This is a genomic window from Paraburkholderia phenoliruptrix, assembly GCF_902859825.1.
GTDB lineage: Bacteria > Pseudomonadota > Gammaproteobacteria > Burkholderiales > Burkholderiaceae > Paraburkholderia > Paraburkholderia phenoliruptrix.
Window position 1 is genome coordinate 23681 of sequence record NZ_CADIKB010000047.1, and the last position, 17066, is coordinate 40746.

The 17066-nt window shown below is 60.7% G+C and carries 15 protein-coding genes; 2 read left to right on the forward strand and 13 right to left on the reverse strand.

Features of this window, described 5'->3' with window-relative positions; all coding sequences use genetic code 11:
* Positions 1-143 precede the first annotated feature (143 nt).
* Positions 144-1064 (forward strand): LysR family transcriptional regulator, encoded by a 921-nt coding sequence (locus tag HV711_RS28925; RefSeq protein ID WP_035483061.1) that lies wholly within the window; start codon positions 144-146, stop codon positions 1062-1064.
* A gap of 85 nt (positions 1065-1149) precedes the next feature.
* Here HV711_RS28925 and HV711_RS28930 read toward each other — a convergent pair whose 3' ends face one another.
* The 10 genes from HV711_RS28930 to HV711_RS28975 all read right to left on the reverse strand — a co-directional run bounded on the left by HV711_RS28930 (position 1150) and on the right by HV711_RS28975 (position 11780).
* Positions 1150-1677 (reverse strand): TniQ family protein, encoded by a 528-nt coding sequence (locus tag HV711_RS28930; RefSeq protein WP_082201532.1) that lies wholly within the window; start codon positions 1675-1677, stop codon positions 1150-1152.
* Entirely contained in the window at positions 1655-2524 is an 870-nt protein-coding gene (locus HV711_RS28935) for a TniB family NTP-binding protein (protein ID WP_035483060.1), read from the reverse strand. The genes HV711_RS28930 and HV711_RS28935 overlap by 23 nt, the downstream gene beginning before the upstream one ends.
* An 8-nt stretch (positions 2525-2532) precedes the next feature.
* A complete protein-coding gene (locus HV711_RS28940; RefSeq protein WP_035483059.1) occupies positions 2533-4161 on the reverse strand; it encodes a TnsB C-terminal domain-containing protein in 1629 nt (542 codons plus the stop codon).
* 244 nt (positions 4162-4405) lie between these two features.
* On the reverse strand, positions 4406-5632 hold the full coding sequence (locus HV711_RS28945; protein WP_035483058.1) for a M20/M25/M40 family metallo-hydrolase: 1227 nt from the start codon (positions 5630-5632) through the stop codon (positions 4406-4408).
* An 8-nt stretch (positions 5633-5640) separates the two neighbouring features.
* Positions 5641-7182, reverse strand: a complete 1542-nt coding sequence (locus tag HV711_RS28950) for an amidohydrolase family protein (protein WP_035483057.1) — start codon at positions 7180-7182, stop codon at positions 5641-5643.
* Positions 7183-7211: 29 nt separating this feature from the next.
* Entirely contained in the window at positions 7212-8093 is an 882-nt protein-coding gene (locus tag HV711_RS28955; RefSeq protein ID WP_051224555.1) for a carbon-nitrogen hydrolase family protein, read from the reverse strand.
* Positions 8090-8902, reverse strand: a complete 813-nt coding sequence (locus HV711_RS28960) for an ABC transporter ATP-binding protein (RefSeq protein WP_035483056.1) — start codon at positions 8900-8902, stop codon at positions 8090-8092. The genes HV711_RS28955 and HV711_RS28960 overlap by 4 nt, the downstream gene beginning before the upstream one ends.
* A gap of 1 nt (position 8903) precedes the next feature.
* Entirely contained in the window at positions 8904-9803 is a 900-nt protein-coding gene (locus tag HV711_RS28965; protein WP_051224552.1) for an ABC transporter permease, read from the reverse strand.
* Positions 9800-10861 (reverse strand): ABC transporter substrate-binding protein, encoded by a 1062-nt coding sequence (locus HV711_RS28970; protein ID WP_051224549.1) that lies wholly within the window; start codon positions 10859-10861, stop codon positions 9800-9802. The genes HV711_RS28965 and HV711_RS28970 overlap by 4 nt, the downstream gene beginning before the upstream one ends.
* A gap of 10 nt (positions 10862-10871) precedes the next feature.
* A complete protein-coding gene (locus tag HV711_RS28975; RefSeq protein WP_175145462.1) occupies positions 10872-11780 on the reverse strand; it encodes an ABC transporter substrate-binding protein in 909 nt (302 codons plus the stop codon).
* A 483-nt stretch (positions 11781-12263) separates the two neighbouring features.
* On the opposite strand from HV711_RS28975, the gene HV711_RS28980 reads away from it, so the two are divergent.
* Complete coding sequence (locus HV711_RS28980; protein ID WP_035483054.1) at positions 12264-12995, forward strand: GntR family transcriptional regulator; 732 nt, start codon at positions 12264-12266, stop codon at positions 12993-12995.
* 12 nt (positions 12996-13007) lie between these two features.
* Here HV711_RS28980 and argE read toward each other — a convergent pair whose 3' ends face one another.
* The 3 genes from argE to HV711_RS28995 all read right to left on the reverse strand — a co-directional run bounded on the left by argE (position 13008) and on the right by HV711_RS28995 (position 16728).
* On the reverse strand, positions 13008-14204 hold the full coding sequence (gene argE / locus HV711_RS28985) for an acetylornithine deacetylase (RefSeq protein ID WP_175145464.1): 1197 nt from the start codon (positions 14202-14204) through the stop codon (positions 13008-13010).
* A 721-nt stretch (positions 14205-14925) separates the two neighbouring features.
* Complete coding sequence (locus HV711_RS28990; protein ID WP_035484429.1) at positions 14926-15309, reverse strand: hypothetical protein; 384 nt, start codon at positions 15307-15309, stop codon at positions 14926-14928.
* 192 nt (positions 15310-15501) lie between these two features.
* On the reverse strand, positions 15502-16728 hold the full coding sequence (locus HV711_RS28995) for a hypothetical protein (protein WP_035484427.1): 1227 nt from the start codon (positions 16726-16728) through the stop codon (positions 15502-15504).
* Between the last annotated feature and the right edge of the window lie 338 nt (positions 16729-17066).

Here is a 17066-nt window from a genome sequence, read left to right on the forward strand (position 1 = left end):
ATGCAGCTGCCGCCATATCGGTCTCGCCTCGCTCGTTAGCCTTGAAGTCGATTGGGGCGGCGCCCAATGAGGCCAGTCTACGGGACACGCAGGGTGTCGATAAGGCGCTAAAATCCCAATGAACCTATACTTTGAATTCATATATGAAACGGGACGAAATCGCCGATCTGCTCGCGTTTCTCGCGGTAGCCGACGAACGCAGCTTCACGCGCGCCGCAGCCAAGCTCGGCACGTCGCAATCGTCGCTGAGCCACACAATTCGCCGCCTGGAAACGCGGCGGGGATTTCGTCTGCTCAATCGGTCCACAAGGAGCGTCGCGCCCACCGAAGCAGGAGAGCGCTTACTGGAAACGCTTCGGCCCGCTCTCGACGGCATCGATGCCACACTGACGGAACTGGGCGAACTCTCGAACAAGCCGTCTGGAACAATCAGGATCACAAGCAGTCGACACGCTGCACAAACAGTGCTTTGGCCTGCGGTGGCACGACTTCTTCCAGAGCATCCTGACTTGAAGGTGGAGGTTTCCATCAACTCCGCCTTGTCGGACATCATCGCCGAGCGATATGACGCCGGAGTCAGGCTTGGCGAGTCTATTGCCCGCGACATGATCGCTATGCGAATCGGTCCCGATCTCAGGATGGCCGTGGTTGCAGCACCCGCCTATATCGCAACTCACGGCATTCCCGACACCCCACACGACTTGCCCCGATTCGCCTGCATCAACGTGAGGTTGCCTACAGCCGGGGGGCTATACGTGTGGGAATTTGCGAAAGACGGTCGCGACCTCAACGTGCGCGTTGACGGACAACTCGTGTTTAACGACATGACGATGGTCATGCAAGCGGCGATCGAGGGGTTTGGCCTTGCTTGCGTGATCGAGGATCAGGCCGAGCAGTCAATCCTGGACGGCGAGCTGGTGCGCATTCTTGAAGAATGGTGCCCGGCATTTCCAGGGTACCACCTTTACTACCCCAGTCGGCGTCAAGCCTCCTCGGCCTTCACCCTGCTGCTGAACGAATTGCGTTACGTTGCGGAGCACCGCGGGTTCGCGAACCTTGCTTGAGCGGGAGCCGACGGGACTATGTGTTGGAGATCGTTAATTTTGCTAGCGGTGTTCATAGGAGCGCTAATGCTGTCCATTAATTCTGCTAGCGCCGCCGACCGGTATCCGCAAACAAGCGTCTCTCGCGGTAGCGGCTGATCGCCCGATGCGCAGCATCGAAATGCTTTGATACCCTGAACACGGACGCCGGAACCGTTTCCAAGAGCTTGTGGTGTACGCTGCAGAATTCAGCTGTTGGATCAAGCCACTCGCGTTTCCAACGGGGAGCCGACACATCTGCATCATTTAGCACGAAGCATCTAAAGCAGTAAGGCATGCAGCGACGTTCGGCAAGCCATGCTGGCGGCGTCTGTATGTGGCTCAACCTGGCAACATCAAGACGCGCGAGCGTCGCGAATTGCTGCAGTGTAAAAGGCGATATTGTCGGGAAGAGTATCCATCCTGCGCTTCCCAGCACAGGCATCTCTTCTGAAACGCTGATTTCCCAAAGCGCCCCAACGCTGACCTGATAGCGTGCCGCCACCCTGCCAAGCCAGCCTCCGAAAGCCTCTTCATAGAAGGGCCTTGGAGCGACCGGCCAGAGACCCGAGTTACTGCGTGATTCGGCAGGCATGCTCAAGGTGCGTCATATTGATCAATTCGTCGCCATTGCGAATCGCCAGCTCCGCGGCGTTGTTCAGAAGTGAAGATATTTCACCAGTTAGTCCTCCAGTCGCGCTCAAGACGAACTGAACAATCTCGCGTCGAGCGAGATCCGACGGTTTGCGCAGCGGAAGCACCCGCTCAAACGCGGCGAGCAGCCGTCGTAGACCTTCGCTTTCGCGCCAGCGCGGGATCTCAAATGGCGTATAACGGCTGATCATCTGAGTATCGGTTTGAAGCGCCAATACAGCATCGCGTGTTCCGACCAGAACCATACTGATCTGTAGGTCATTCGCGAGGAATTTAAGAAGATTCAGGGCCGCACGCTGCTCGCGATAGCTGCCCGCCAGCAGATGATGGACCTCGTCGACAACCAGCATCCGTGGAGATACGCGTCTGAGGATGTCACGCGCCAACCGCTCCAAAGAGGCCAGACCAGCTGCAGCATTGTGCGGAGCGCCTAGCTCGAACAGAAGGCCCGAATAAAATCGATGCTGGTCTGGAGTCGGTGGCATCTGCATGGAAACGACCGAACAACGCTCTACCCCGCTCCGTTCGTCAAATTCGTTGGGATGCGCACGCCGAAATTTGGCGGTGATTTTAGTCTTGCCGATATTTGAATCGCCATGCAAAAGCAGGCATGGCATCCGATCGCGGCGTGGCGTCTCGTATAGACGCTCAAGTTGTTGCAAGGCTTCCGTGGCGCGCGGGTAGTCGATCCAGCGGTCGCGGAGAAGCCCTGAAATACGTTCGTCGTTCCCCAACTCTGCCTGCTTTCTGGCGGCCGGCAGTAAATGCGTGAGCGTGCCATTTTTCATATTCCACCTCACCACTGTTCGACATCGAACGGCTGAACAGGTGCATCGTAATCGACCGTCTCAACCTCGTGCTCCGACGCCTCACTCCGCGAGTGCACGACTCTTTCGAGCACCTCCTCCAACGGCACATACTTTTTCCGTGACCGCCTGCGTGCACGGGCGGTGATCCGCCTTGCGTTAGCGATCACGCTTCGTTGTTCCTCTATGGTTCGGAAGACCTGCGCCTCTGAAACCGTGTTCTGTCCTTCCGACCGAATTGCTTTTAGGGCGGTTCGCTGTTCGAACAGGGAAATCGCCGGGCGCCGCATATCTGCGTATCGGACCTCGAGGTAGTCGCCGGTTCCTGCAGTCACGAAGATGCGCGAGAGGTCCTCCGGGTGATACCGAACAGTGACAGTGCGTCGGGTCTCGCGCCACGCAGCAAATATCGGATGCCAGTATCGAATATGGAAGAGCGTCAATCCATACGCCTGTATTGTCCTTGACGCAGCAGGCAAGAAGCGAATCAGGAACCTGAGCTCAGCGCCCCCAGTTGCCGGCAATTGTCGCGCATCCGCACTACGCACCTGCATTTTCCATAGGTCGGCTGGTGTCGCCCCAAGCAGCCCGCGATGTGCGGCGTGGTGGTATCGTCTGGCGACCTCGATTGCAAGCCACTGCTCAAACTCACGCAGGGTCAAAGCAGCCGTCTTTTCCGACTGTCGTGCCTTACGTCCTTTCGGAGATGACCCGGTCGCCCCCGGTAGACCTCGTACCCTTTCCATCAGAGTTCGATTCAGGCGCTCGATATGGCCACCGAAATGGGGACGCCCTACGGGACGATACATAAGGTCGATGTCGTATTCCCGGCAGCCGCTGCGAAGAGCCCTGCTTTTGAACTCGGCAGCATTGTCGAGGTGCAGGACTTTTGGAATTCCGCTCATCGGCCATTCCGCGTCCACTTCGATCTTCTCGAGCCATGGCTCCTTGCGTAGTGCAGCCCGTGTCAGGAGCAAACCCACCGTTGCTGCCCCTGGACGATCCATGCTTACGTAGAAACTCAACACGCACCTGGTCGCAACGTCCAGAGCAATGGTTAGCCACGGACGGCCGATGATCCGTCGGTCGTACTCGCTCACCAAGAGCACATCCGCTTGTGTGTGATCGACCTGGACAATCTCCAAGGGATATTTGGCGACTAGCGACCCTGGCGCTTGCAGGGCGTCGGGGAGCGCCGCACGCTTTAAAGCGTCCAACTCACGATGCTTCGCCCATCGCCGTCCGATCGTCGTTCGACTCGGCAGTTGGAGTCCAGCAAGCGAACATCTGCGTTGGACCTCCAGCACGAGATCCGTTGCAGGATGGGCCAGTTGTCGTTGTTTCGGAAGCCAAACATGCACTACTTCGTCGATCACTTTTTCAACGTTGTCCCCCAACCGACCGCCGCCCAGTGAAGGGCCTCGACGATACGGAGCGACGGAGCTTGCAACAGGGTCTGCAAGGAACCTCCGCCGCAGCCGATACACCGTCGTCCAATGCACGTCGAGCAGATGCCCGGCGAGAATTGCCTGTTCTCGCGATAGCGGTCCTCGCCCCAATGGTCGAAGCACCGATGCCACCTTCTCAACGCGGCTGCTTCTCTCGTTCGCGTCCGTCACCGCCGCTCCTCGTCGACCTTCGTCCAAAGGCATTAGCAGAATTAAAGGACACGTCGAACGCGCTAGCAAAATTAACGGACATTTAGGCGCCCAGCCGTTGCCGAAACGCAACAGATAGCAAAGCCTACAAATCGGTTCTCCACCCTTATTCGTCGTGGGTCGTGGGACTTATTGCGCTAGCAAATGCTGCGAACACGGCTAGCATAATTAATGAACTGCAACAGCTAGCGCTATTTGTGATCGCCTACAGCGGCTTCAATAAATCGCTGAGTGCCAGAGCGACGGTCTTCGTAGCCCGCCTCAGATCTTCTATCGCCACCCGCTCGTCCGCCCTGTGTCCGTTTGCCTCAAGGAGGGTGCGAGGTCCGGCTCCGTAGATCACTGTCGGCACACCGGCTTCGCAGTACAGGCGGGCATCGGTATAGAGCGGCGCACCTTCCGCCGTAATCTCCGTTTGGATTGTGACGCGAGCCGCCGCCTGCAATGCGGCGACGAGCTGCTCCGCGCCGGGCAACTGCCGCATCGGCGAGGCGATCAGCACCTCGCGGAATTCGACACTGATGCCGGGCAGCCCGGCGACAGCGCGCCGCACGACTTCCTCCACTCGCGTTCGCGCGGCAGCCGCGTCTTCCTCCGGCGTCACGCGCCGATCGAGCCGCAGGGTCACCCGATCGGGCACGACGTTGGTATTGATGCCGCCTTCTATCAGCCCCACTACGAGTGTCGGATGCTCGATTCCGGTGGTCGCCGAGCGAATCGTGGCCAGTTCGGCGCGATGCGCATAGAGCGCCTGCAACACCGCTGTGGCCGCCTCAAGCGCGTCGTGTCCGGTGTCGGGGCGAGCAGCGTGCGCGGACTTGCCGCGCACGGTGACTTCGAGATGCACGCAACCGTTGTGAGCGGTCGTGATCGCATACGAGAAACCGGCGCAGATCGCGAAGTCGGGCTTTACGATGGCGTTCGCAAGCAGCCAGCCAGGACCCAGCAAGCCGCCGCTTTCCTCGTCGTAGGTCAAATGCAGTTCGACGGTGCCTTGCAGCGGGGCAGCCGTCTCGATCAACGCGCGCAATGCGAAAGCGTACGTGGCGAAGTCGGACTTCGAGACTGCCGCACCGCGTCCGATCATATAACCGTCCCGAATCTCGGCCCCGTAAGGATCGCTCGACCAGCCCTCGCCGGGCGGCACGACATCGCCGTGTGCGTTCAGTGCAATCGTCGGACCGTCACCGAAGCGATGCCGAACCACCAGGTTCGTCACGCTGATCATGCCAGCCTGAGCGACAGCGTCTGCCGGCACGATGTGTCGCTCAACTTCAAAGCCGAGCCCTTCCAGCGCGCGGGCGGTCAGATCGGCGTGACCCGCACAATCGCCCGGCGGGTTGTCGGAGGGCTCGCGAACGAGCGCGGCCAGAAATTCGACTTCGGCGTCGAAGCGATCGTCGATCGCTTCCAAAAGGGCTTGCGTTGTCATTCGGTCCATCAGTTCCGGGATGAAGGGGCGTAAAACGGCCGACGCGGCGGCGTTTCAGCAAAATAGTCGGTGTAAAAGGCCTTTACATGAGGGAACACTGCCGTGCCCAGTTCCCGCTCCGCCTGCTTCAGCTCGTTGCGCGGCTTCGCGAGAGTCTGTTCGATCTCGTTGAGGATCGCATCGCGATCCACGCGCGTGAACCGGCCATCCCGGTACACCACTTCGCCGGCAATCATCACGGCATCGACCGCATTGGTCTTGGCGCGCTGCATGAGCGCATCGAGCTTCGGTATGTTATCGTCCTGATATGGATACGTGGCCGTCTTCCAGTTCATCAGCACCAGATCGGCCAGGCGTCCGGTTTCCAGGCGACCAATTTGTGCGCCGAACGGGGTGGTTCGAGCGCCATCCTCGGTGGCCATCTTCAGTATCTGCGGGCAGGTCGGCACGTCGTCGTCCATGCCGGGCGTTCGATGCAGGCGCAACGCAAGGCGCATCTCCTGCAGCATGTCGCGATCATCGTTGATGCCGGCTTCATCAAGCCCCATCCCGACCGTCACGCCATACTTCGCGAACGCGTTCAACGGCGCGACGCCGCTTCGCAACCGTAGATTCGAACTGCAGTTATGGCAGATGCAGGTGCCGGTATGCGCGACCATCTCGATGTCTGCTTCGGTCAGCCACACGCCATGGCCGAGGGTTAGCGACGGACCGAGCAGACCGAGATCGTTCAGATGCGCGACCGCCGTCTTGCCCGTCCGGCGGCGCGCGTATTCCTTCTGGTAGGCGGTTTCGAGCAAATGCATATGCATCGGTACGCCGGCTTTGTCGGCGCGTTCCTTGATGGCGAGCAGCGTCTCATCGCTGCACCAGTGCAGGTTGGCAGGTGCAAGCTGAATCCGGGTCAGCGATTGGCCTTCGTTGTCCCGCGTGAGCATGTCGAACAACTGCAGATGGTCGGCCAAAGGGACCCGCTGCGATTTCAGATGCGCGGCGAGCTTCGCTCCGATGTCCGCCGGCAAACGTTTAACGAAGTCTTCGTCGGATTCGTAGACGAGCAGGTTCTGCTCGCGCACGGCGAAGCTGTACGAGGCGCGCATACCGATTTCCTGATACGCCTTCAGAACGCCTGAAGCGGCTTCATGTATCGACGACAATGGACCCGGCCGCCAACCGTGGATGTGCTGCACCGTGGTAATGCCGGACGCGATCATTTCGAACGCGGAGTAGAGCGTGTCGAGATAGAGATCAATCTCGCGCGTACCCATCCGGCTTGCAAACCACAGTTCCAGTGCGTGATCCGGAGAGCCGTGTTGCAGCGGCGTCAGGCCGACGTGATGGTGACTGTTGACGAAGCCAGGCAGCAACACCGTATCGGGCGAGCCGAGACGCGGCGCGTTCGGATACTTTGCGATCAGCTGCTGCGCATCGCCGATCTCGACGATGACGCCATCGCGTTGATACAGCGCGCCGTCGCGGATGACCTCTGCGGTGTGCCGGTCGGAGACGCCCTTGACGATCCAGCCAGCGACAATCAATGTTTCGGACATGGTTGCTTTTACCTGAATGGAGGAGTGTTTCAGAACGATGGTGTGTCGTATAGATCGACACGCCGATGATCGAAGTAAGACAGCTTTTCGCGGGTCGCCGCGATCTCTGCATGCGCGAGCGTCGCGCTGACGATGCCAGGTCCTTCGTTGCCGGGCCGGCGGGCGAGTACAGCGCCGTCGGCGGCAATCACACACGACTCGCCATAGTTGTCGATGCGCACTCCATCGAGGAATTCGTCACCGATCTTGTTCGCGCAAACGACTGCCAGCCCATTTTCCCGCGCGTGCGTGCGCAGCTCCCCGACGAAGAAATCCATATCGTCGCCACCGCTGCCGGCGACGGGCACGATGACGAGATCGGCGCCGGCCGCACGCAACGCGCGCCAGCATTCTGGAAAGCGGCGGTCGTAGCAGACCAGAACGCCGATGCGCCACGCGCCTACCTGCACGACGTGCAGTGTGTCGCCAGGCGTGAAGTGCGCGGCTTCGTCGTAGCCGGGCGGCGGGTCGTCGCCGACAGGCAGGTGAAGCTTGCGCGCAACCGGACCGGCGCGCAGCGGATTGCCGTCGGCGTCGAAGCCGAGCACGGCGTTGTGATACCGGCCACTAGCCCGATCGATTTCGTAGAACGGTACGAACAGCGCAATGCCACGCTTCCTGGCCAGCGCGGCGCAGCGTGCGGCGAGGGGACCGTCGGCGGGCTCCGCCCAGTCACGATATTGCCCGCCCGGCGCGCTCGCGAAGTACGGCACCATCGAGAGCTCGGGCAAGACGATCAACTGGGCGCCATCATCGGCGGCGGCGTGCACGGCGGCAAATGCCACGGCCTCATTGCTGGCAAGATCAGTCGTGCAGGGAGGCAATTGCAGTGCCGCGACCCGAAGTGTGCTCAGGGTTACCAGCCGATTCATCGGACCCGCTCCTGCTCGGCGAAGGCGCGATCGACTTCGTCGCGCATCAGGTCGGTCAGGTGGACGCTGAGATCGTGGAACGCCCGGCTGCGCGTGTCTCGCGGACGAGGAAGATCGACCGGAATGATAGTCTTGATGCGCCCCGGGCGTGCCGTAAACACGACAATGCGGTCGGCGAGCGCGATCGCTTCGTCGATGTGGTGAGTGACGAAGACCATCGATACATTGCTTCGTTGCCAGACCTGGATCAGGAAGTCCTGCATCTTCGCGCGCGTTTGCACGTCCAGCGCGGCGAACGGCTCGTCGAGCAGCAGTATCTCGGGTTTCAGCGCGAGTGCGCGTCCCACTGCTACACGCTGGCGCATGCCGCCCGAGAGCTGGTCGGGCCGTTTGTCGATGGCTTCGGACAAGCCGACACGCTCGAGAATTTCCTCTGCGATGCGCCGCCGGTTTTCCTTGGGCATGTGCTGCATTTTCAGGCCGAAGGTGATGTTTTCGCCCACGCTCAGCCACGGGAAGAGCGAGGCGTCCTGGAAGACGAGTCCACGGTCCGTGCCCGGTCCGCTTACCTCGGCGCCGCCGCACATGATGCGGCCGCTGGATACCTGTTCCAGTCCTGAGATCAGATAGAGCAGGGTGCTTTTGCCACACCCGCTTGGACCGAGGAACACGACGAATTCGCGGCGCGCGATATCCAGGTCGATATCACGCAAGGCAACGAACGGAGCGCCCTCTGTCTGCCATGTTTTGCCGACGCCCTTGCAGGTGACGAGCGGCGGTTGCACGGAAGCTGATTTGTTCTGGCTCATATCATTTCCCCAAACCGTTATTTGGCACCCAGAACAGCACCTTGCGCTGAACGATTCGCAGCGCAACGTCGAAGGCGAAGCCGGTGACGCCGATCAGCGTCATCGTGAAGAACGACAGGCTCGAGTTGAAGGTATTGCGCGCGAGCATGACGACCTGACCGAGCCCGCTGCCGACGCCGGTCGCTTCCGCCACCAGCACCACCATCCACGCGCCGAACAGGTTCATGCGCAGCACCATGAAGAGCGACGGCAAAATCGCCGGCAGAATCACATGGCGGAACGTCTGCGCGCGCGTCGCGCCCATCACCGCGGCAACGTTAAGGTGGGTACGGCTGACGTTGTCGATCTGGCTGATCGTCGAGACCGTCATGACAAAAAAGAGCGAAATGAAGACCATGAAGACGGCTGGCGCATTGCCGATTCCGAACAGGAAGATCGCGACCGGCAGCCACGCAATCGGCGAGATGGGCGCCAGCAGCGTAATCGTCGGCAAGGTGAGATTGCCGAACAGGCGGAAGTAGCGGATCGCGACGCCCATCGCGACGCTGCAGACGAAGCCCAGCACCAGCCCGCTTAATACCCGTAACGTGGTTGCGACGATGGTCATGGCGAGCGACTTCAGCGCGGTCGCGTTGGAAGTCTCGCCAATCACGTCGGTCGGAATGAAGTACTGCGCCTGCGACGCGAAGTTGCGCAGGAAGATATGCGGGGGCGGCAACAGAAGCGGATCTGCCCAGCCTGCCGCCCATGCCAGTTCCCATGCGGCAATGAAGCACGCCAGCGAGGCGACTCCCCAGCCAAGCGGCACGAGTCGCCGGACGAGGTTGGAGCGTGGCCGGCCACTTGCTGCCGGACGCACCACGCGCCGGTGCGCGAAGAGGGTCGTCGGATCGGCTTTCATGCGGATTTCAGCTTGAGCTGGCCATATAGATCGCCATTTTCCTTGATCACCTCATTGAGCGGCCCCCAGTCGAACATGTCAGGGCCAGGCAGTCGCTTGATATAGCGCAGGTCCTTCAGATTCTGCGCGCGCTGCAGGATGAAATTCTGGTTGCTGCGCTGATCGATCATCGCCGGCTGTTTCGCGGCCGCGTCGAGCGTGGCGTCGTAGCTCGTTTTGAAGTACTTGCCGACGGTGTCCTTGACGGCCGAGGCGCGGTCCAGTTCTTCCTGATGCTGCCCGACCATCATCGCCTTGATCAGCGCCTTCACCGCACCGCGGTTTTCTTGTAGTAGCTTGCTGCGCACGGCGAGAACACAGTCGCTGTAGTTCGCGCCGTAGACGTCAACGCCGTTCGAGAGTTGCACAGAGCCCGGCCGTGCTTTTAATGCCTGCGTTGCGTAAGGCTCGATGTGGCACATCGCATCGACGTTCCCGGCGATAAAAGCCTGCGCCAGCTCCGGCGACGTGCCGAAGTAGCGCACCTTCACGTCGGCGAAGCTCATGCCGGCTTTCTTCAGGTAGTCGTAGGGCAACATTTCGAGCGTATCGGCCTGGAATGTGCCGATGGTCTTGCCGCGCAGCTGGGCCGCTGACGTGATGCCCGGCTGCGCGACGATCACGCAGCCCTGTACACCCGAACCTGCGACGATCTTGATCGGTGCGCCGGCATCGTAGAGCGTCATGAAGTTGGTGTACGGAACGACAGACACATCCACCACGCCCGCGCCGAACAGCGCGGCGATGTCGGCGTTCGACGGCGTCGTCACGAAGTCGAGGGTGACGCCCTGCGCGAGATTGCGTTCCTTGACGAGAAAGAACGGACAATTGCAGAGGCCCGTGCCGTGCGTCGCCTTGAGGGTCAGCGGACCGGCCGCCATGGCCTGTGGAAGATAGGCACCCCCCAACGCCGCGGCGCCGGCCAGACACGCACCGCGCATCAGGAATTCGCGTCGCGTACTGCCAAGTTCGGTCAATGGGTAACCATTCTGGTCTTGCTGAACAAATTTCCTGAACATCGCGTGGTCCTTAGAGAGATTCAACGGCAGATGGGGAGATGAAAGTTTCCGCAGGCGACTGCGCGAGCGTTTGTGCCAGCAGGTCGAAGCTGAAAATCTCTCCGATCGAGCCTGAAACCTGCATTCGTCCGAGCGCTTCCAGCGACCGGGCACGTGCGAGAATGCACTCGCGAAGCGGGCGAATATCGATGATCGGCGGCTGCGCTACGATGCCGGTCAGCAGTTCGTCGAGCGTGAATTCGGGGTAGCGGTACGCGCTGGCGCGCAGGGCTTCGCGGGGATTGTTCGTGATCGCTTCCTGCGCGTCGAGCATCGCGCGTAAGGCCGCGCAGATGATCTCGGGATGCGCGTCGAGAAAACTCTTGCGGGCGACGAGCAGCGTGTCGGGATAGTCGCTGCCCCAGGCATGCAAACCGTCGCACAACATCTCGAAGCCGCGCAGCCGAAGGCGGGAAATCCAGGGTTCGATCAACGTCAGCGCCGCGAGGCGGCCGGCGGTCAGCTCGTCGAGCGCCTCGGCGAGCGATGGGTACAGTACGCGGTCGATCTGCATGGAGTCCATGCCGTGTACCCGCAGTGCATCGTGCAGCAGGACTTCCATTGGATCGTCGGCGAAAGTTCCTACACGCTGGCCGCGCAGATCGCTCATCGACAGGCCCGGCTGCCCCACGAGCGCCATGCCGAGCTTGCCGCTGCCGCCGACAATGCGCAGCGGATCGGGCCGGGCATGATCGACCAGCGGCTGTGTAAAGCCGGTGGTGCCGAGATCAGCCTCTCCGCTTCTCAGCAATGCGGCGGTGGAGCTGAACTGTGCCAGCGGCGGTGCTTCGACCTGCAGGCCATGACGCTCGAACAGGCCGGTATCGACCGCAACGAACAACGCGAGATTGGAAAGCGCACTGCCGTGCGCCAGGAGCAATTTTTGCATGACAGGATCTGGGAGTCAGGGAATCGCTTGGGCAGACGGCTTGCCGCACGCGAGGGCTTGACGATGTCTAGCGAAGACCGTGCCAGCGAGCGAGGCTTCGCATGCGCTCAAGCGCATCGCTTTGTTTACAGGATGTCGAAGATATTGTTTTAGATAAAACTAAAACGTGTACACAATTGTGTCTTATCCTGTCTTCGAAAAACGCACCACAATGTGGCCAGAGGGCCGATTCTGCACCGTCATGTTGCGCTCGGCACAGTGACTGGGCATCACGCATTTAAGCAATCTATAGCCTGAACTTGCAAGGAAGGACGGACACGGTCGTACAATTTGCTTTCGCAACAAAAATACAATGTGGCATATAACTTGTGTGCATATCGGCGATAATCTGCACTGCGGCGAGGCAGTGCAATTGGTGTAGTCAACCGCGTACGTTGCCCTTGTCGTGATTCTGTTCATTACCAGGACCCTTTCATGCCGACAGATAAGAAGAGGGTGAAGACGGCCGAAAACGAAGTGGCTGGCTCCTTCGACGGCGCGCATCGCCACGTGATTTACGAGCGCTTGATGAATGCGATTTCGGAGCATCGGCTGGAGCCCGGCACGAAGCTCTCCGAAGACCGGCTCGCCAGTATTTTCAACGTGAGCCGGACCACGGTGCGCTCGGTGTTGCAGCAACTGGCACACGAACTTGTCGTGACGATCGTGCCGCATCGCGGCGCTTTTGTTGCGAGCCCGACGGTGGAGGAGGCGCGCGAGTTATTCGAGGCGCGGCGTCAGATCGAATTGCCGATCATCGAAAAGGTGTGCCGTTGCGCGACGAAGAAAGACCTGGCGCGTTTGCGCGCGCATGTGGCACAGGAAGACGAGGCCCGTAAGCGTGATGACCGGCGCGCCACGGTACGGCTTTCAGGCGAATTCCACGTGATGCTCGCGCAGGTGTCGGGCAATCGCTTCGTCGAGCGTACGATGCGCGGCCTGCAGATGCTCACGTGCCTGACCATCCTGCTCTACAACGCGCCGACGGCGAAGGCGTGTCCGCATGACGAACATACGCGCCTGATCGATGCGCTGGAAGCGGGCAACCTGAAGCTGGCGCAAAAAGTGATGATCGAGCATCTCGAACATATCGAAGCCACGCTCCGGTTGCATGAGCCCGCGGAAGAGCACGACGATCTGGAGGCGATCCTGTTCGATGGCCAATGACGTTGGCGTGCTTCAGTGCGCGGTGAGCGTGTCGAGAACCTGCCGCAGAAAGTGGTCGCATGCCGCGAGTTGCGACAACTCGACGGATTCGTCCGCCTTGTGGGCATCGTCGATGCTGCCAGGGCCGCAGATGACGGTCGGAATGCCAGCCTGCGAGAACAGGCCGGCCTCGGTGCCGTAGGTCACCTTGCGTGTCTCGAAGTCGTTGCACAGGCTCCGCACGAGTCGCGTGATGGCGGCTTGTTCCGCGCTGTCGAGTGCCAGGGTCGCGCCGACTTTTTCAAACGAGATCGACGCCTCGTCGGCCACCGCGCGCATCTCCGGTTCCAGTTGCTCGCGAGCGTAGCGGGCGATCTGTTCGAAAAAGCGTTCTGGATCTTCTGACGGCAGGTTGCGATATTCGAAGAAGAACTCGCACTGCTCGGGAATCGTGTTGATCGCGATGCCGCCCGAGATCATACCGGTCTGCGCCGTCGCAAATGGCACGTCGAAGGCGCGGTCGAACGGGCCGTTGCGGCGAAGTAGATCGGCGGCCTCGCGGATGTGGCAGATCAGCCGCGCCGCATATTCGATCGCATTGACGCCGCTCGGCGTGCGGGACGAATGGCCGGCCAGACCCTTCACGCAGCATCGGTAAGCATTGTTGCCCTTGTGCGCGACGACGGGCCGCATGCTCGTCGGTTCTCCGATGATGCACCCAGCCGGGCGGATGCCGCGGTCCGCAAGTTCCGCCAGCAGCAACGGCGCGCCGAGACAGCCGACTTCCTCGTCGAATGAAAATGCGAAATGAATCGGCTCGCGCAGCGCACGCCGCTGAATTTCGGGCAGCAAGCCGAGCGTCACCCCGATGAACCCCTTCATGTCGCACGAGCCGCGGCCGTAGAGTCGCTCGCCGCGGACAACAGGGTCGAAGGGGGCGCTCGACCAGTGCTGGCCGGTCACCGGAACGACATCGGTATGACCCGACAGCACGACGCCGCCATTCGTCTCGCCGTGCATCGCTGGCAGCGTCGCGAACAGATTCGCCTTTTGCCGGCACCGGTCATAGACAAGAAGCGTTTCGACGTCGTGGGCTCGAAGGCGATCCCGGATTGCTTCGATCAGGCCGAGATTCGAATGACTGCTGGTCGTGTCGTATCGAATGAGCTCCTCGACTAGCGCAAGGTAAGGCGCGCGTTCGCTTGCGCCGGCTGTCGGCTGATCAGGCATGGCCGGTGACCTCTTTGTCTCTGTGGTAGATCGGTCAATTCTATGCGGACGAAATTCTTTGAGGTGTGAATGCATATCCCGAGCCGCGGGGTGCGTTGATAGAGCGTTTTCGGCGGATCCGAACGTCCGAACGGACTAAGCTGCTCGCGCGGTGCCCGAGAGGAAACCCGCTCACGCCGGAACACCTCTTTGAGCTTGCGCAATAACGCCGTGCGTTTCTTCAACTTCGGCGTATAGTCGTGCAATGAAGCGAAAGTAGAAGCGTTTTGGAAGTAAAAGTAGAAGCAGCCTAGGCGCAAGTGGTCCACGTCGCCCACCCAGACGGTCGTCATGTCCGTTCCGTTCGAACCCTATTCACCGCCGCGTGCGCAGAGCTCCGGCAACTTATCGCTCGATCCGTCATCGCTACGTTGCGGCCCTGTCGGAGGAACCGCTCTGTTCGTTTTTCTTTCCCGCCGCTCATTGCGCCGGGCGTCCGCACGCTTCACGACTTCTTCCAGAGATTGCACGTGTTCAGGCGTAGCACGACCAAAGCGCTTGTGATAACAGTGCGCGATAAATTCTGCGAGGGGGCGCTTCCATGGCTCCTGCTGCCCGTTAGCCAGGGATCCGAATTTTCGGGGATTCAATCCCAGTTCGCGCGCCATCTGGATATGAGCATGGCTCAATCTGAAACGCTGCCTCGCTTCAAACCACGGTTGAAGTTTCGATGGTATCGGCATCAGTGTTCACCTCTGCGCCAGCTTGCGGCGGTCAACCGCTCCACCGCCGCGTAATAACGCGCCTGCGAAGTCGCAGCATCGTCGTTCTGATCCGTCTTCAAAATATCAAACAGATGCTCTGCGACGACTGAGCCGATCGCGTGAACCGCGTCGTGTCGCGTAAGTCCTTCTTTCCCGAGGCGATCCATCGCCCGGACCACGGGCTCAAGGTTCAGGGCGATCTGGTTTTCGACGATCGCGTGTAGTGCAGCGTGTGCCGTGACGTTGGGAAGCTTGATCCGGGCTACCCGGTGATACGTGTCGACGAGAGCAATTCGCTCCTGTTCGTCGAGTTCGAGCCATGATTCAGGTTCGGGCGCACACCCGGGGTTGTACTCTTCCATGATGCAAGTCCTGTGCTGACTTCTGCCTGTCGTAAAACTGCCATTTCCAGCCACTTTGCGCTTGAGTCCAGTCATCGGCGACAAAACGGGTGCCTGTCCCACACGACCGGGAGGGACCCGTTGTGATGACAAGACGCCGGCGCTCGGGCCATGCAAAAACCGTCCATCCCGTAACCGGGATGCATCGCGACGTTATGCGACCCAATGATGCGCCAGCACCGTGGCGACGAACGAATGCCCCGGAATGGCCGCAAACTGCTCCCGCAGACGCCTGTTGAACTGGTCAAGTTCCATGCCGGAAGCAAGGGACGCATCCGCCAGCGCGCCGTAGGCATCCAGCACATCGCTCCCCGTGATTTCGTACCCGAAGCCTGCGGCCATCCAGTGCAGCGCTGCCGTGCCACAGGCCACTGCGAATTCAGGCTTGCGCTGCGCGAAATCGCGTGCGGCTCGCGTCAGGGTTCGCGGGTCGGTGGGGCCGCGCATCGCGAGCGACGCCGCCAGATCGAGCAGGCCGGCGTCCTTCGCGGCGGCGAACCATTTCCCCTCTGCGCCGGGACTGCTCGCGACAAGGTCGTGGAGAATGCTGTCGAAACTCCTGTCCGGATATTTCTTTGCGATGGCACGGAATGTCGCGAGATGCGTGGTGGCCTGATTGGCCTCGATTGCGTAACGCCGATAGGCCTCGTCCATCATGCCCGACGACAGAAGGATCGCTTCGCATTTGCGGGCGATGGCGGCAGTGGGCGCATTCAGCCCCCTCGACGCTTCCGCGTAACGCAGTGCTTCAGCCGAACGATTTAATGCGATCAGTGCATCCACCCCGTACTGGCGATACCCCCACCAGTTCAGGCGCGCGCCATCCACGAGAGCGAGTAGTTCCGCATGGCGCCGGGCGGCATTGAGCGCACTCAGGCAGGCGGTGGTACCCGCGAAATGCTCTCCCAGTCCTTCAGCGCCCATCACGCGCGCTGTAATCGGCAACAACCTGTCTGCCCATAAGGACGCGATGTCGGGCGACGTACACAGGTCACCCCAGCGATCGCCCAACTGTTCGATATACGGCATCGGGTCGTCCTGGAGCGCGTCAAACAGGCGTTCCAGCCAACGCATCCGGACCGGAGCGGGCACGTCCACCCCGCCGATGACCGGCACAAGCGCGTCGATTGCGCGATTCACGGCGGTGCCAATTGCCCCCGACGAGCTGTCTACGTGTTCAAGCGCGGGCGAAAGCTTTTCGAGCAAGGCGACCGCGCCGTCCGCGGCGAGAACAGGATCTGCGCGAGCAATCTGCCGGATCTCCGCCAGCGCTTCTTTCAGACGCTGGATCGGCAACGCGGATTTCCAGCCGAAGGCGCCACGCCGGAACCGCTTGGCGAAAGCCCACTTGTGAGCGGTGTGAGAGGTTGTGCGTGTCATGCTCCGGGGTGCCAGCTCAGCGCGTCTTCATATAGGCGGCGTACAGCGCCGTGTTGAGCGCCTGCAGTTCGCGTCGGGTTTCCAGCAGTTCGTAATGCCGGCCTTGACGCTCCAGACCGAGTAACTCGAGCATCAGCTTCGCCGCCCGCTCGGGCGCATTGCGTCGCGAAGGCTCTGCCTGTTTGAACAGCGGCGTGAGGCCGGCCTTTTCCGTGAGTACCCACGCCGTATGCGCAAGCCAAGAACGATTTCGTGATACTCGCAAGCTGTGTTAAAGCGGACATTAACACGAACACAGCAGAGGATCCGGGCAATGACGGCAAGACGAACCACCATCC

Coding starts and splice junctions, on each gene's coding strand:
- HV711_RS28925 (WP_035483061.1), top strand. CDS start 144: ATGAAACGGGACGAAATCGCCGATCTGCTCGCGTTTCTCGCGGTAGCC.
- HV711_RS28930 (WP_082201532.1), bottom strand. CDS start 1,677: ATGCCTGCCGAATCACGCAGTAACTCGGGTCTCTGGCCGGTCGCTCCA.
- HV711_RS28935 (WP_035483060.1), bottom strand. CDS start 2,524: ATGAAAAATGGCACGCTCACGCATTTACTGCCGGCCGCCAGAAAGCAG.
- HV711_RS28945 (WP_035483058.1), bottom strand. CDS start 5,632: ATGACAACGCAAGCCCTTTTGGAAGCGATCGACGATCGCTTCGACGCC.
- HV711_RS28950 (WP_035483057.1), bottom strand. CDS start 7,182: ATGTCCGAAACATTGATTGTCGCTGGCTGGATCGTCAAGGGCGTCTCC.
- HV711_RS28955 (WP_051224555.1), bottom strand. CDS start 8,093: ATGAATCGGCTGGTAACCCTGAGCACACTTCGGGTCGCGGCACTGCAA.
- HV711_RS28960 (WP_035483056.1), bottom strand. CDS start 8,902: ATGAGCCAGAACAAATCAGCTTCCGTGCAACCGCCGCTCGTCACCTGC.
- HV711_RS28965 (WP_051224552.1), bottom strand. CDS start 9,803: ATGAAAGCCGATCCGACGACCCTCTTCGCGCACCGGCGCGTGGTGCGT.
- HV711_RS28970 (WP_051224549.1), bottom strand. CDS start 10,861: ATGTTCAGGAAATTTGTTCAGCAAGACCAGAATGGTTACCCATTGACC.
- HV711_RS28980 (WP_035483054.1), top strand. CDS start 12,264: ATGCCGACAGATAAGAAGAGGGTGAAGACGGCCGAAAACGAAGTGGCT.
- argE (WP_175145464.1), bottom strand. CDS start 14,204: ATGCCTGATCAGCCGACAGCCGGCGCAAGCGAACGCGCGCCTTACCTT.
- HV711_RS28990 (WP_035484429.1), bottom strand. CDS start 15,309: ATGGAAGAGTACAACCCCGGGTGTGCGCCCGAACCTGAATCATGGCTC.
- HV711_RS28995 (WP_035484427.1), bottom strand. CDS start 16,728: ATGACACGCACAACCTCTCACACCGCTCACAAGTGGGCTTTCGCCAAG.